Origin of the sequence: Micromonospora sp. WMMD812 (genome assembly GCF_027497215.1) — a bacterium.
GTDB lineage: Bacteria > Actinomycetota > Actinomycetes > Mycobacteriales > Micromonosporaceae > Micromonospora.
Window position 1 is genome coordinate 7049389 of the sequence record NZ_CP114904.1, and the last position, 12494, is coordinate 7061882.

General features: G+C 69.6%; 12 protein-coding genes, 19 tRNA genes and 1 pseudogene. 8 read left to right on the top strand and 24 right to left on the bottom strand.

What is annotated here, in order from left to right:
* Positions 1–5 precede the first annotated feature (5 nt).
* The 21 genes and pseudogenes from O7603_RS32550 to O7603_RS32650 form a co-directional block, all read right to left on the bottom strand.
* Positions 6–80, bottom strand: a tRNA-Pro gene (locus O7603_RS32550).
* Positions 81–85: 5 nt separating this feature from the next.
* Positions 86–159: transfer RNA gene (locus O7603_RS32555), tRNA-Pro, on the bottom strand.
* 77 nt (positions 160–236) lie between these two features.
* Positions 237–309, bottom strand: a tRNA-Arg gene (locus O7603_RS32560).
* A gap of 13 nt (positions 310–322) precedes the next feature.
* Positions 323–398 (bottom strand) — tRNA-Ile (locus tag O7603_RS32565).
* 95 nt (positions 399–493) lie between these two features.
* A tRNA-Asp gene (locus O7603_RS32570) sits at positions 494–569 on the bottom strand.
* A gap of 1 nt (position 570) precedes the next feature.
* A tRNA-Ala gene (locus O7603_RS32575) sits at positions 571–646 on the bottom strand.
* 10 nt (positions 647–656) lie between these two features.
* Positions 657–732 (bottom strand) — tRNA-Leu (locus O7603_RS32580).
* A 13-nt stretch (positions 733–745) separates the two neighbouring features.
* Positions 746–819 (bottom strand) — tRNA-Met (locus O7603_RS32585).
* Between the two features lie 8 nt (positions 820–827).
* A tRNA-Thr gene (locus O7603_RS32590) sits at positions 828–900 on the bottom strand.
* Positions 901–1027: 127 nt separating this feature from the next.
* Positions 1028–1100 (bottom strand) — tRNA-Ala (locus O7603_RS32595).
* 83 nt (positions 1101–1183) lie between these two features.
* Positions 1184–1257: transfer RNA gene (locus O7603_RS32600), tRNA-Gln, on the bottom strand.
* A 34-nt stretch (positions 1258–1291) separates the two neighbouring features.
* Positions 1292–1736, bottom strand: a pseudogene (locus O7603_RS32605) (HNH endonuclease).
* 55 nt (positions 1737–1791) lie between these two features.
* A tRNA-Gly gene (locus O7603_RS32610) sits at positions 1792–1864 on the bottom strand.
* Positions 1865–1899: 35 nt separating this feature from the next.
* On the bottom strand, positions 1900–2373 hold the full coding sequence (locus O7603_RS32615) for an LAGLIDADG family homing endonuclease (protein ID WP_281573524.1): 474 nt from the start codon (positions 2371–2373) through the stop codon (positions 1900–1902).
* A 151-nt stretch (positions 2374–2524) separates the two neighbouring features.
* Positions 2525–2601, bottom strand: a tRNA-Thr gene (locus O7603_RS32620).
* Between the two features lie 113 nt (positions 2602–2714).
* A tRNA-Leu gene (locus tag O7603_RS32625) sits at positions 2715–2789 on the bottom strand.
* A gap of 6 nt (positions 2790–2795) precedes the next feature.
* Positions 2796–2866 (bottom strand) — tRNA-Gln (locus O7603_RS32630).
* Between the two features lie 136 nt (positions 2867–3002).
* Positions 3003–3074 (bottom strand) — tRNA-Gly (locus O7603_RS32635).
* Between the two features lie 11 nt (positions 3075–3085).
* Positions 3086–3160: transfer RNA gene (locus O7603_RS32640), tRNA-Glu, on the bottom strand.
* A gap of 469 nt (positions 3161–3629) precedes the next feature.
* Positions 3630–3702 (bottom strand) — tRNA-Ala (locus O7603_RS32645).
* A gap of 121 nt (positions 3703–3823) precedes the next feature.
* Positions 3824–3896 (bottom strand) — tRNA-Trp (locus O7603_RS32650).
* A gap of 643 nt (positions 3897–4539) precedes the next feature.
* On the opposite strand from O7603_RS32650, the gene O7603_RS32655 reads away from it, so the two are divergent.
* The 3 genes from O7603_RS32655 (at position 4540) to O7603_RS32665 (ending at position 6722) form a co-directional block, all read left to right on the top strand.
* Positions 4540–5415: a maleylpyruvate isomerase family mycothiol-dependent enzyme gene (locus O7603_RS32655; RefSeq protein WP_281573525.1), complete on the top strand. Its 876-nt coding sequence runs from the start codon at positions 4540–4542 to the stop codon at positions 5413–5415.
* Positions 5416–5503: 88 nt separating this feature from the next.
* On the top strand, positions 5504–5986 hold the full coding sequence (locus O7603_RS32660) for a hypothetical protein (RefSeq protein WP_281573526.1): 483 nt from the start codon (positions 5504–5506) through the stop codon (positions 5984–5986).
* 58 nt (positions 5987–6044) lie between these two features.
* Positions 6045–6722, top strand: coding sequence for a DUF1028 domain-containing protein (locus tag O7603_RS32665; protein WP_281573527.1), 678 nt, complete (start codon positions 6045–6047; stop codon positions 6720–6722).
* 82 nt (positions 6723–6804) lie between these two features.
* On the opposite strand, the gene O7603_RS32670 is transcribed toward O7603_RS32665, so the two are convergent.
* Positions 6805–7398, bottom strand: a complete 594-nt coding sequence (locus O7603_RS32670) for a hypothetical protein (protein ID WP_281573528.1) — start codon at positions 7396–7398, stop codon at positions 6805–6807.
* Between the two features lie 33 nt (positions 7399–7431).
* Between O7603_RS32670 and O7603_RS32675 the strand changes: the two genes are divergently transcribed.
* Both O7603_RS32675 and O7603_RS32680 read left to right on the top strand, forming a co-directional pair.
* The gene (locus O7603_RS32675; protein WP_281573529.1) at positions 7432–8160 is read left to right on the top strand and encodes a VOC family protein; all 729 of its coding nucleotides are present in this window, start codon (positions 7432–7434) and stop codon (positions 8158–8160) included.
* 95 nt (positions 8161–8255) lie between these two features.
* On the top strand, positions 8256–9839 hold the full coding sequence (locus O7603_RS32680) for a HEAT repeat domain-containing protein (RefSeq protein WP_281573530.1): 1584 nt from the start codon (positions 8256–8258) through the stop codon (positions 9837–9839).
* Positions 9840–9896: 57 nt separating this feature from the next.
* Here the strand turns inward: O7603_RS32680 and O7603_RS32685 are convergent, their stop codons facing one another.
* Entirely contained in the window at positions 9897–10166 is a 270-nt protein-coding gene (locus O7603_RS32685) for a hypothetical protein (RefSeq protein WP_281576921.1), read from the bottom strand.
* On the opposite strand from O7603_RS32685, the gene O7603_RS32690 reads away from it, so the two are divergent.
* Positions 10065–10859, top strand: coding sequence for a TIGR02452 family protein (locus O7603_RS32690; protein WP_281576905.1), 795 nt, complete (start codon positions 10065–10067; stop codon positions 10857–10859). The two genes, O7603_RS32685 and O7603_RS32690, sit on opposite strands and share 102 nt — an antisense overlap.
* The gene (locus O7603_RS32695; protein WP_281573531.1) at positions 10852–11268 is read left to right on the top strand and encodes a hypothetical protein; all 417 of its coding nucleotides are present in this window, start codon (positions 10852–10854) and stop codon (positions 11266–11268) included. The genes O7603_RS32690 and O7603_RS32695 overlap by 8 nt, the downstream gene beginning before the upstream one ends.
* A 116-nt stretch (positions 11269–11384) precedes the next feature.
* Here O7603_RS32695 and O7603_RS32700 read toward each other — a convergent pair whose 3' ends face one another.
* The gene (locus O7603_RS32700; protein ID WP_281573532.1) at positions 11385–11810 is read right to left on the bottom strand and encodes a hypothetical protein; all 426 of its coding nucleotides are present in this window, start codon (positions 11808–11810) and stop codon (positions 11385–11387) included.
* Between the two features lie 307 nt (positions 11811–12117).
* Between O7603_RS32700 and O7603_RS32705 the strand changes: the two genes are divergently transcribed.
* Complete coding sequence (locus O7603_RS32705; RefSeq protein ID WP_281573533.1) at positions 12118–12300, top strand: hypothetical protein; 183 nt, start codon at positions 12118–12120, stop codon at positions 12298–12300.
* Positions 12301–12494 lie beyond the last annotated feature (194 nt).

Genomic DNA, 12494 nt, shown 5'->3' on the forward strand with positions numbered 1-12494 from the left:
ATGAGTCGGGTAGACAGGATTCGAATCTGCGAACCTCCCGGTCCCGAACCGGGCGCGCTACCAAACTGCGCCACTACCCGTCGAGTCGGGATAGCCGGATTCGAACCGACGACTTCCGGTCCCCCAGACCGGAGCGCTACCTGACTGCGCCATATCCCGATGGCGGGGAAACGTGCCGGGCCAGGGGCATGCCCGGTAAGTGGTCGGCGTGGCTACCGCTCATCACATTCTCCCAGAGCCCCCGGCCCGATTCGAACGGGCGACCTTCTGGTTCGTAGCCAGGTGCTCTATCCACTGAGCTACGGGGGCAAGAATTGCTGCGTGCCGTCGGCTGGAATTGAACCAGCGCATCTCTCGGTTATCAGCCGGGTGCCTTCACCAGACTTGGCCACGACGGCTTGGCGAAGGGTGAGGGATTCGAATCGCCGGCGGTGTCACCCGCTCCGCGCTAGCAACGCGTGCCATCGACCAGGCTCGGCCAACCCTTCATGCGCGCCCCGTACGGGATTTGAACCCGCGAATCTCCGGATTGACAATCCGGCGTCCACTCCTGGCTGGACCGACAGGGCATGGTGGAGACGGGCGGAATCGAACCGCCGACCTCTGCATTGCGAAAGCAGCGCTCTACCAACTGAGCTACGACCCCATGAATTGCGTACCCGGGGCGGGAGTCGAACCCGCAGAATCTCCGCAGTCTGAGTGCGGCGGCTTTGCCATTTTGCCCACCCGGGCAGGTGGTGCTGCGTGCCGACGCGGGGCCTCGAACCCCGAACCTCTCCGTTATGAGCGGAGCGCTCTGACCACCTGAGCTACGTCGGCGAGAAGAGAGCCAGCGGGGCGACTCGAACGCCCTACCTCCGGGATACGAAGCCGGTGCACGACCCGTCGTGCTGCGCTGGCATGGAGCCGGTGGGCCTCTCGCATGCCGGGACGGCGCCGCCGTTTCACCGACGGATCGCCGTCAGGGGCGCTATCCCTGCCTTTGGGGCACGGCGTCCCGACCCGCGAGGGGCCCACCGGGGGACTGTGGAGCCGGCGGCGGGTGTCGACCCCGCGGCAGCCGGCTTGCAAGGCCGGTGCGCCCGCCGGGGCTCGCCGGCTTGGTGCCGTCGGCAGGACTCGAACCTGCCCTGTACGGCCCCTCAGACCGTCGCCTCTACCACTGGGCTACGAGGGCATCGAGCTGGGAGCGGAGGACTCGAACCTCCAACCGTCCGGGTCAGAACCGGATGTGCTGCCAGATTGCACCAGCTCCCATCGCGGCCGGCGGGGTGATGGCCCGCCGGCCGGGTCAGCGCTGCCCAAGCGACCCCCACGACGGCACGAGCGGCTTGATGCGCAGCACCATGCCAGCCTCGGCCGGGGTCCGGTCGCCCTTCGCCTGGTTGCAGGGCGCGCACGCGCTGACGGTGTTCCGCCAGGTGTTCTGCCCACCCCGGGAGCGGGGCAGGATGTGGTCGACGGTCGCGGCCGGGCCGGAGCAGTAGCCGCACCGGCGGCCGTCACGAGCGAGCACGCCCGACTTCGACCAGGCCGGGCCCTTCGTGTACCGCCACCGGGTGACCACGTAGCGGACGAGCCGGACCACCTTCGGCATGGGGAACACGCCGATGAGCTGGTCGGGTTCGGCTTCGTGGATCTCGGCCACCCGCCGGCACAGCATCCGGATCGCGTGGGCGACGGTGACCCGGTGGAGGGGCCCCGAGGTCGGCGTTGATGACGAGTACGGCGTCCACCAGGTCCCTCCTCTCTGAATCGGTCCGCGGGGTGACGTGGACTTGGCGACTTACGAGCGGCTGACCGGGTTCGAACCGGCGACCTCCACCTTGGCAAAGTGGCGCGCTACCAACTGCGCTACAACCGCATGGAGCCGACGCGGGGAGTTGAACCGCCTCGGCCCTAACTGATCGGGACAGGCGTGCGCTTCCTCCGGGCGTTCGCCGCAGCCTTTGCGGCGTAACAGATCTCGCACCGGCACCCGTCGCGTTCGTACTTTGAACGACCGTGGTTACGCACTCGGCCGACGCTGCCGTCAACCAGGCGGACTGCCTCAAGCAACGTCTCGATCTGTTGCCGTCGCCGCTCACCCATATGAGGCATGAGCAAAGTTCCGAGTGCAACTACTACGTCCATCGCCTGGACAGACCAGGTGAAGGAGTCTTTGTGGTGATCTTTCTGGGCTTTCCGCTTCAAGACGTTGCCGAGGCCGACGATAGACTGGACCTTGCGTACCACGTCCTCGTCCGTCATCTGCACGGCAATTCTGACTCGCGTTTGTGGTTCTTGCCGTCCGCGCGTCTTGGTGTAGTGGGTGCAGAAAGTTCCCTCGCCTTCGAGCAGTCCGGCCAGCCATGCCAACTCGACCATGCTCATGTCCCGAATCTGTGGGCGCGGCTTTGGCTCCCAGCGCGCCCAGCGTCGCTCGCGGGCAGCGGCGGTATTCGCGTCTTTGCACCGTTGGTCGCGGCAACCGCGCTCGTAGCAGGTACGAGTTCCATGTTGAACTGCCATGTGAACACTCTAGTGGAGCCGTCGGCAGGACTTGAACCTGCGATCCTCGGTCGTACCAAGACCGCGCTCTGCCAATTGAGCTACGACGGCAAGGGTGCCTCTCCCACTGGGCGGGAACGTGCCTCGCGCCCGGGCGGCGATTTGGTCCCGCTGGTGCCGGGTCGGCCGGTCGCACGGTTCCCGTGGTCTAAACGAGGCAGATGTGCCCTGCGACGGACTCGAACCGCCAACGCGCCAGGTTTGAGCCGGCGCCCTCGTGCCAGTTGGGGTAGCAGGGCATGGAGCTGGGGGTGCAGGACTCGAACCCGCACGACCGAGGCCAAAGCTCGGTGGCCCGCCGTTAGCCGAACCCCCATTGTTGTCCGGGGCAGGGAGCAGGGGCGGTGACCTTCCGCGCTGCCACGGGGAGCGACCCCGCGCGGCCGTTGACCGGGCTGCGCATCCGGGCCGCGGGTTTCGCGGCGTCCGCCGCCCCCTTCCGTGCCCCGTCGAGCGGTACCGGGGACTCGAACCCCGCCCAGCAGCTTGGAAGGCTGCGGCTCTGCCAGATGAGCTAGTACCGCGAGGTGTTGCGTCGGCCGTACGGGATTTGAACCCGTGATCTTCACGTTGAGAGCGTGACGAGCTTTCCAGACAGCTCCAACGGCCGGTGATCGGTGGTGATCGGAGACCACCACCCGAACTGGTTGTGCGTCTTACGCCGGTGGCAATTCGCGCACTGGACAACGCACTTTGCAACCTCGGCCATGATCCGCTTGACGCTGTAACCGCTCGCCACCATGGACGCGATGCGCGCGGTCTTGGCCTCTTCGCCAAGGTGGTCGAACTCCGAGACGATCGGGTCCGACTCACCACAGTCGACGCAGGAGTTGGCCGACAGGTGTTCCCGAACTGCCTCCCTGGCTCGCTGCCGGGCGGCGGTGTTGTTGGTACGGAACCGCGTAGGATTGGCCCGGTACGAAAACCGCCTCATCTCCCGATCGCAAGGCCGGGCGCTCTACCACCTGAGCTTGGTGGGCCCGCTGAGTGAGTGTGCCGCTTGCCCGCAGTGCTTACGGGGCGGTGACCAGCCGCCCGCCGGGTGGTCAGCCCCGCGTATTCGCGGCACACCCTGTACGTGGACCTGGCGGGATTCGAACCCGCGGCCTCCTGCATGCCATGCAGGCGCGCTACCAACTGCGCCACAAGCCCAATCCGACTTCCCGGCCGGCGGCGGCGGTGCTGCCGCCGGCCGGGTGTCGTCTGTATGCCATCCGCTGTGGAGTTCTCAATGATCATCGCCGAGCCGACCGCGAAGGGCCGGGACGTCGAGCAGGGGTGACAGGACTCGAACCTGCAACCTTCGGTTTTGGAGACCGGTGCGCTACCAGTTGCGCCACACCCCTATGGACTTGTGCTAGGTACAAAAAAGCCGCCCTGTCCCTTGCGGGTGGGCGGCTTCCGTGTCCTGGGACTGTGGTCAGCCGCGCCACCTAGCGAGCGTGAAATTGTCGACGGAGGCTGCGGTGATGGGCGCGCGCCAGCACCCGCGCAGCGACCGCTGCGGTTCGGGGCTCGTGTGGCGCATCATGACGGCTGCTCCTCATTGGTTCGGTCGGTGAAGACTGTAGGCTCCCGGTCGGTAGCCGGCAACGGAGTTTCGGCGCCCGGCGACCGGGCGAGTAGTGCTGACGTCATTGCCGTACGGCAATCCGAGCGCGGGGCGCAACAAACATGGATTGACTCCTAGTCTCTCGATACATGCATATGCCCGCGTGCCTCAGACGGACCGTTGAGCCCGGCCGCCGGCGTAGCAAATCGGGTAACAGCGGGAGCCCGCCCAGGCCCGCTGGCGAGCGGTCACAGGCCGCATCTGGTCGCCCTCGTCCGCCCCGACGCGAAGGTTGAGCGAGGCCAACTCGTCGAGCGCCCCGAGGGATCAGGAGGTGATCAGCAAGTTGCCTGACACGCCGATCCAGAGGTCACCGATGAGTTCCACCGGCACGCCGAGTCATACACCGCACAGGAACCTACGGTAAGGACAATCCAGTGACCGAGCTGAACCCGGAACTCGCCCGGCGAGCGATCGTCGAACACACCCGACGTCTGGCGGAGTCAGCCGCCGCGGCCGGACCTGACGCCGCGGTGCCGACAGCCCCGGAGTGGACGATCACTGACCTGGTCGAGCACGTGGGCCAGACCCAGCACTGGGTGGCGGAGATCATCGGGCGGCGCATCACCGACCCCACTCAGCTGCCTACGGAGATGGCCGTACTCCCGACCGACCCCCGCGAGTGGCAGGCGTGGCTGTCGGAGTCCGCGCGGCGGGTCACGATCGCGTGCTCCGATGACGCGCTCGACGCGCCGGTGTTCAACGCCGCGGGGGACGAGCGGCCCGGGACGCGGTTCTGGATGTCCAGCGTCCTCAACGAGACGGTCGTCCACGGCTTTGACGCAGCCAACGCGGCGGGCCGACCGGCCGACGTTGACGCCGAGATCGCAGCCGCGCTCATCAGCAACCACCTCGCGATGCTCACCTCCCCGACATGGGAGATGCAGCGGTCCGAGTCCGCCTACGCCATCCGGGGCACCGGGCAGACCCTGCAGTGGCTGGCCACCGACACCGCGGACGACGCGGGCGCCTGGTTCGTCGAACGGCGGCCTGGCGGGGCAACGTGGCAGCCCGGAATTCAGCAGGCCGATGTGACGGTGACCGGCCCGGCATGGGCGCTGCTGCTGACCACGACCCGACGACTCCCTCTCAGCGACCGCGCGCCAACATCAGCGTCGACGGCGACACCGACCTCGCCCAGCACTGGCTCGACAACACCGCCCATGTCAGCGACTGACGGGCACCGAGGCGCCTACCGCCCAGACGCAGGGAACGTTCGGGCTGACACCGGTACGAGATGCCGTCATCGGTGAAGTAAGGGAAGCTCCCTTTCGCACCGTCGCAGGTGCGATGATGCTGTCCCCAATACGGGCTGGATGGCGGGATCGGAGGGGTGCGGCGGTGAAGTACGTCAGTGTTGAGCGGACCAGCGACGGCGTGGCACTTGATCCCGAGGCATATCTCCGGCAGTTGCCGTCGTTTGCTGACTCGTTGCCCGAGGGGGCACGCAGGTTCGCGACGGACCCCGGTCACTACGACTTCTTCGGGCAGCGGTGCGTCAAGGACCTGAAGCCCGCGCGGCTGACGTCCGGTGACGCGGACGGAAGCCGCTGGGTTGAGTTGTACCTCCGGCACAGCTGTTGGAAGCACGAGGAAGACCTGACGATCCGCTACAGCGGCGTGCACAGCGTCACCATTGAGCCTGTCGAGCATGGGCAGGATGTGGCCCGGCTCCAGGACGTGATGCTGGATGAGGTGCTGCCGGACCCGTACGGCTGCCGACACGAAGTCGTCTGTCTCGCCGGAAGGCTGATGGTGACCAGCCAGGATCTGGCCGCGACCTGGCTTCACGCCGACTGCCCGGAGCGTGAGCCGAGGCGGTGAGCCCGGCAACTGGGGCAGGCGCCGGCATGCCGGGCGTTCGTCCGGGTAGATGCCGACCGTGACCTTTTCGATCGCCGCGCGGTGTCCGCGTACCGGCCAGCTCGGAGTGGGAGCCCTGACGGCCAGACCCGCGGTCGGCAAGCTCGTCGCGCACGCCCACTGCGGCGGCGGGGCGGTGGCGACCCAGGCCACCCCCAACCCGTTCCTGGCCTACGACGGCCTGCCGCTGCTCGCCGAGGGTCGCTCGCCGCAGGACGTCCTGACCGAGCTGCTGGCCCGGGACCCGGGTCGTGAGGTGCGGCAGGTCGGCATGGTCGACCGCCAGGGTCGCTCGCACGCTTTCACCGGCTCGCGCACGAGGGACTGGGCGGGGCACCGCACCGGGCCGGGTTACGCCGTGCAGGGCAACCGCCTGGTGGGCCCGGAGACCCTCGCGGAGATCGTCCGGGTGTTCGAGGACAGCCGGGAACTCGATCTGGCGGAGCGGCTCGTGCTGGCCATCGAGGCCGGTGAGGAGACCGGCGGTGACCGGCACGGCGCACGGGCGGCGACCGTGACGGTGATCGGCGATCAGCCGTACCCGCTCTGGGACGTGCGGGTCGACGACGCCGAGCATCCGGCGCGGGAACTGCGCCGCCTGCACGGCGTCTTCCACGAGGAAGTGCTGCCGACCATTCAGGGGTTGCCCACCCGGGACGACCCCGTGGGCGAGGCCGCCCGGCAGGCGCTCGGGTAGCCGGCGCGCGCGACGCGATCGCCTACGGCGTGGCCGGATCCGACTAGGAATCCCCGGATCCGTTCGCGATGCGTCACGCCGATCAGGCCAGGTCGCGTTCGATGAGGCTGCGTGCGCAGCCAACCACCGCCTCCGTGGCCGGACGCGGCCGCCAACCGAGAACCCGACGGGCCTTCTCGGTGTGGTGTCGGTTGCGTCGGCCGAGTCCGGGCATGATCGGGCGCAGCGATCGGTCCGCCAGCGACGCGAGCCGCACGACGAAATCGGGACGCTGCCTGGTCGGTACCCGCGTCGCGGCTTCCCCGAGCCCGGCCCGCAGCGTCGCGGCGACCTCCCGCATCCAGAGAAACTCACCGGTGCCGAGAAACCGCTCTCCGGCCGCCTCGGGGGCAGTCATCGCCCGAACATGGAGGTCGGCGACGTCACGGACGTCGACGACTTCCAGTCCGATCCGCGGCACTCCGGGCATTCGTCCCCCAAGCAGCCGCTGGATGACGCGCACCGAACCCAGGTTCGCGCTGCTGAGGATCGGCCCAAAGAGGTCCGTATCGTCTTCGACGGCATCCGTCGCACCCCCAACTGACGATTGCTGGGCGGTCAAGTCGAGCCAGCCGGCTGCCGGACGTCCACGATCAGGCGTGAACCAGTCGAGCGGTCGCCTCAGTCCCAGCACCACCGCCGACTCGACACAGGCCCTAGCATCGTCGCCATGGCAACGCGGCTTGTTCAAATCAACATGAAGGCTCGGGACGACTCCGCGCTGGGCGGTTTCTGGGCGGAGGCGCTCGGCTGGGGAGTCTCCAGCGAGGGACCCGGCGTGACCAACCTCGAACCCGAGGACTTCGTCTACCCCGACCCCGTCGCCGTGTGCCTCGACCTTATCGCCTCGCCGGAACCCAAGACGGTGAAGAACCGCGTGCACGTCGACCTCGCCACCACGTCGGCGGCCCATCAGGCGGAGGTGGTGGCGCGCCTGAAGGATCTCGGCGCGACGACCGCCGACGTGGGCCAGGGCGACGTCCCGTGGACGGTCATGGCCGACCCGGAGGGCAACGAGTTCTGTGTGCTGGACCCTCGACCGCTCTACCGCGACACCGGGCCGATCGCCGCGGTAGTGGTCGACTGCGTGGATCCGCGAGCCATGGCCCGCTTCTGGGGCAGCGCCATGGACTGGACCGTGCACGAGGTGACCGACCACAGCGCGGTGCTGCGTTCCGCCAAGGGCGTCGGCCCGTATCTGGAGTTCCTCCGCACGCCCGACGTGAAGACCGTGTGGAACCGCGTCCATCTCGACGTCCGCCCGTACGCGGGTGACGATCCGCAGGCCGAGGCGGCCAGGCTGCGGACTCTCGGCGCCACCGCCATCGACCTGGATGTCCCGTGGACCGTCCTCGCCGACCCGGAAGGCAACGAGTTCTGCCTCCTCGCCCCAGGCTGACCCAAACCCGCGGGAGCTGCACGATCTGGTCGCGGGGTCGGGCACAGCCCGAAATCGAGTTCGGGCGGGTTCGGTGGCTCGGGCAGGATGGCGGGGTGATCTGGGCGAGACGGGGCAGTGGTCACCCGCCGGCGATGGGGGAGGGCGGGCCGCTCGAGACGGTGCGGGTCGCGGTCGACGGTGCCGCCGCGGGCGGGTGGGAGGCGTTGAACCGTCTGGTCGAGGTGCTGGTCGAGGTCGATGACGCCGGTGACGAGGTGGTGGCGCGATCGGCGTTGACGCTGGTGGCCGGCGTTTCGGAGTTGGTGGCCCGCCTGGACGGGCAGGTGCGGCAGGCGCCGTGGTACGGCCCGTACCAGGAACCCGCCTTGCGGCTGGTCGGGGCGCGTTTCTCGGTTACGACCTCGGGGCCGGTAGCGATGGCGCTGGCGAGCATGCATGGCGACGGGCGGGTCCGGGAACGCGCGATCGAGGCGATGGTCGGTCGGCCGTGCCCGGAGGTGATGCCGTTCCTCGTGCTGCGTACCGGAGATTGGGTCAAGCCGGTACGGGACCGGGCGCGGGCGGGGCTGGCGTTGCTGCTCGCCGACGATCCGGGTGGCTACCTGCCGGCGGCGCTGCCGATGGCGTTGCGCGTCGACGTGCGGCGGCGAGGTGGCTTCGCCGTCACCCAGGTACGGGCGGCGATGCTGTCGGCGTCGGCGGAGCTGTGGCGCGGGCTGCTGGGGTCGGGTGGCCGCCAGCAGCGGAGGTTCGTGTTCGACCTTGTCCTGGCTCAGGGCTGGCTGCGGCTGCCCGACCACGTGACCTGCGCCGAGACTGACCCGGACGTGTGGATTCGGGGCCGGGCGGCGGAGGCGGCCTGCCGTGAGGCGGTCTGGACCCGCCGGCATGACGTCCTGCGTCGCCTGGCCCGGTCGATTCGTGCCGAGGTGCGGGTGGTGGCGTTGACCGGGCTGGTCCGCGTCGGTCTGGACACCGAGGTCGCCTCGTACCTGGACGATGACGCGCCGCTGGTCCGGGCGGTGGCCCGGGACGCGGCCCGCCGGGCCGGCATCGACGCCCGGGAGCATTACCGAGCTGCGGTGAGGGCTGGGGAGCCGGCGCTGGGTGCGATCGTCGGACTGGCCGAGACGGGTTCGGCGGCGGACGTTCCGCTGCTGCGACCCCTGCTGAGCCATCCGCGGGCCAGGGTTCGTGCCCAGGCGGTACGGGGTCTGCGGCTGCTCGATGCGGTGGTCGCGGAGGAACTGCTCCCGCTGCTGTGGGATCCGTCGGCGGCGGTGGTCCGGGAGGTGACCGCCGCGCTGCGGCCCCTGGCCGGCGCCCTGCCGCCGGGTCTTCCGTGGGAGCTGCTCGGGGACGCCCGGGTGGAGTTGCGTCGGGCTGGCTATCGCCTCCTGCGTGGCCACGGCCTCGACGTCGAGTTGCGCGCTGGCCTGATGCTCAGCCTCGACCGGGACTCGCGCCTGGCCGAGCGGGGCAAGGCCGACGTGACCCGCCTGGCCCGCAACGCCACGCGAACCAGCTGGCGCCGCACTCCGCCATCCGAGCTGCCGGTCACCGCCGCGCAGCACGGCGAACTCGTCGCGTTGGCGGCACGGGCGGCGGCGGCACTCGGCGAGGACACCAGCCGGATGCTCACCACCTGGTTGGCAGGTACTCCCGCCGGTGGATGAGTGTCTCCTCGCCGCCCCACAGGTCCGTGTGGCTGACCGGCGGAGCTCGGTGACCCGTCAACCCGGCTTCGCTTCCAGCGGCAGGATGACGCCAACGGGAATCGCTAATCGGTTGCCGGGCGGGCCGGGACTGCCTAGCTTGCTCACCGTGCGAATTGGTCGTGGTGCATCCGGGCGCGCCGGGTGAGTGGTCGTCTTCGTGAGATCGCCCGGCAGACGGTCGCGATCGCCGAGTCGGGCCGCTACCGCAACGGCGCCGGCGATGAGGTCGGCATCGGCGAGGCGGTACGTGCCGCGGTCGCCGGCACCCGTCACCACCTGCCGCACGAGGTGCTCGCGGTGGGGAACGCGGAGCCCGGCGCCGGCACGGTCGAGGTGACGCACGAGTCGACGTTGCAAGCGGCTCACCGGCTCGGGCCTGGAGCCGCGTGTCTGGTGTTCGCCTCGGCGAAGAACCCGGGCGGCGGGTTCCTCGGTGGGGCGAAGGCGCAGGAGGAGAGCATCGCGCGCTCGTCGGCGCTGTATCCGTGTCTCCTCGCCGCACCGGACTTCTACGCGTTCCACCGCGGGCAGCGGGATCTGCGGTACAGCGACCGGGTCATCCACTCCCCGGGTGTGCCGGTGTTTCGGGACGACAAGGGCAATCTGCTCGACCAGCCGTACACGACGTCGTTTCTGACCGCCGCGGCGCCGAACCTCGGAGCGATCGTGCGCAATCAGCCCGCGGACGCCTCGGATGTGCCGGCGGTGCTGGCCCGGCGCGCCCGGCGGGTGCTGGAGGTCGCGGCTGCCCATGGGCATCGGACGATCGTGTTGGGCGCGTGGGGATGTGGGGTGTTCCGCAACGATCCCGCCACGGTCGCCGAAGCGTTCGCCGATGCGCTGCAGGTGGTCGACCGATTCGACCACGTCGTCTTCGCCATCCGCGACGGCCTGCCGGGCACACCCGTGTACCGCACGTTCGTGGAACGCTTTCCCGGAGCGGTCGGGGAATCGGCGGCGGGGAGCGAGCGTGGGTGAGCGACGCGGGGCCCGTCGGACGCCGCAGGAGAAGAAGCAGCTCAGCTACGCGCACGATCGGCGGAACACCTACGGCGAGAACGACAAGGGTTCTCGCACGAGCATCCGCCGGAACAAGCGCTACCCGTACCGCGCCAACCGCCACCACGAGCGGCAGGTGCTCGACGACGCGGCTGGTCCGGTGGACGAGCGTGTCGCGGATCTGGTCGAGCAGGCGCTGTACGTCAAGCGCCGCCGACGGTGGCGCAAGTGGCCGGACACACCGTTGGGCGTCCACGTCGAGGCGACTCTGGAGCGCCGGCGGCAGCGGGACGGCGGCGCAGACGGCCAGCTGGAGGCGAGGCTGCGACGACTGCGGGAGCGGGGCGGGCGCCGTCCCGAGCAGGGCAAGCGTGGCCTGCAGGGCTGAGACCGCCAGCGCCCGGGATCCGGTTCGAGCCGCCCCCGCTGACCCCTCGTTTGGTCGACGTGGTGCGGGTTGGGGCGAGGTGGCCGGCGCTGCGGGGTTGGTCGGGTAGCCCGTGGCTATGTCGCCAGGGTCCAGGGCGTGGCCATGTCTCGTAGGTGGCCGGCTCCGAGTCGCGTGGTGGGGTCCGAGTCGTCGATGAGTTCGTCGCAGAGCCGAAGGAATTCGGCGATCGGACCGTCGGGCAGAAGGTGCTGTGCGACTGCGGCGTACAGGTGATCGGCGTATTCGCTGTTGATCGCGGTGGCGAGGGCGCGGGCGATGACGCGCAGGCCGTGTGCGTCGTCGCGTTGCAGCAGCGCGTGGCTGGTGGCGTCGGTGACGGCGGTGTCGTGCGGATCGAGGATCAGGCGTAGCAAGACCGCGCTGGCGTCGTCGCGGTGTGCCCATCGGGCCAGATCGCGGCCTGCCTGTGCGCGGACGGGCCAGTCCGGCGAGGAGGCGGCGGCGGTCACTGCATCGAGGTCACTGTCGGGAACAGGCATACCGCCAGGCTTTCATGGTGTTGATCGGGTGCGATCCGTCGTGGCGGTTCTGAGAGGAGGAGTACCCGCTGTCGGTGCGGGTAGAGACGGACCGGCGTGCCGTGGGCAGCGCACCCGGGTCATGACCGCGGAGCTTCGCGGGTCGGCGGCGGCTGACGCGAGCACCGGCCGAGGGCAGGCGACGCGACGGTACGCCAGTGCGCCTGGCCTCGGCCGATGCCGCGGTGGGGCGGCGGCCGAACAGGTCCTCCCGGTTCGCCGACGAGGCAGCCGACGGTGTGGAGACACGGGGGAGAGGTGGCGGGCGATGAACATCGGCCGGATGGGTGACATCGTGGTCGGCGCGGCGGGCAACGCGGCCGGTGCGGTCGTCGATCCGCGTGGCGGGCTCACCCAGCTGCGCTCGGCCCTGACCGGGCGCCTCCTGGCGTCGGTGGCCGTCGGGCTGGTCATCGGCTACGTGGTGGCTCGCTCCGCTCGCCGAAACTGACGATATTTCGGCAATCCGGGCATAGGGTGCACTCGTTGGCCGGAGAATCAGGGCGTGCCGCTGGCCGTCCGGAGCCGGTGTCGCCTGCCCTACCGCCATCCGCGTCCATGCGACAACGGAACAGGGACGCGTCGTTGCCGACCGGGACGGCCGACGTTCGCGAGGACGCGAAAGCCGATCATCGGGAGGCCGAA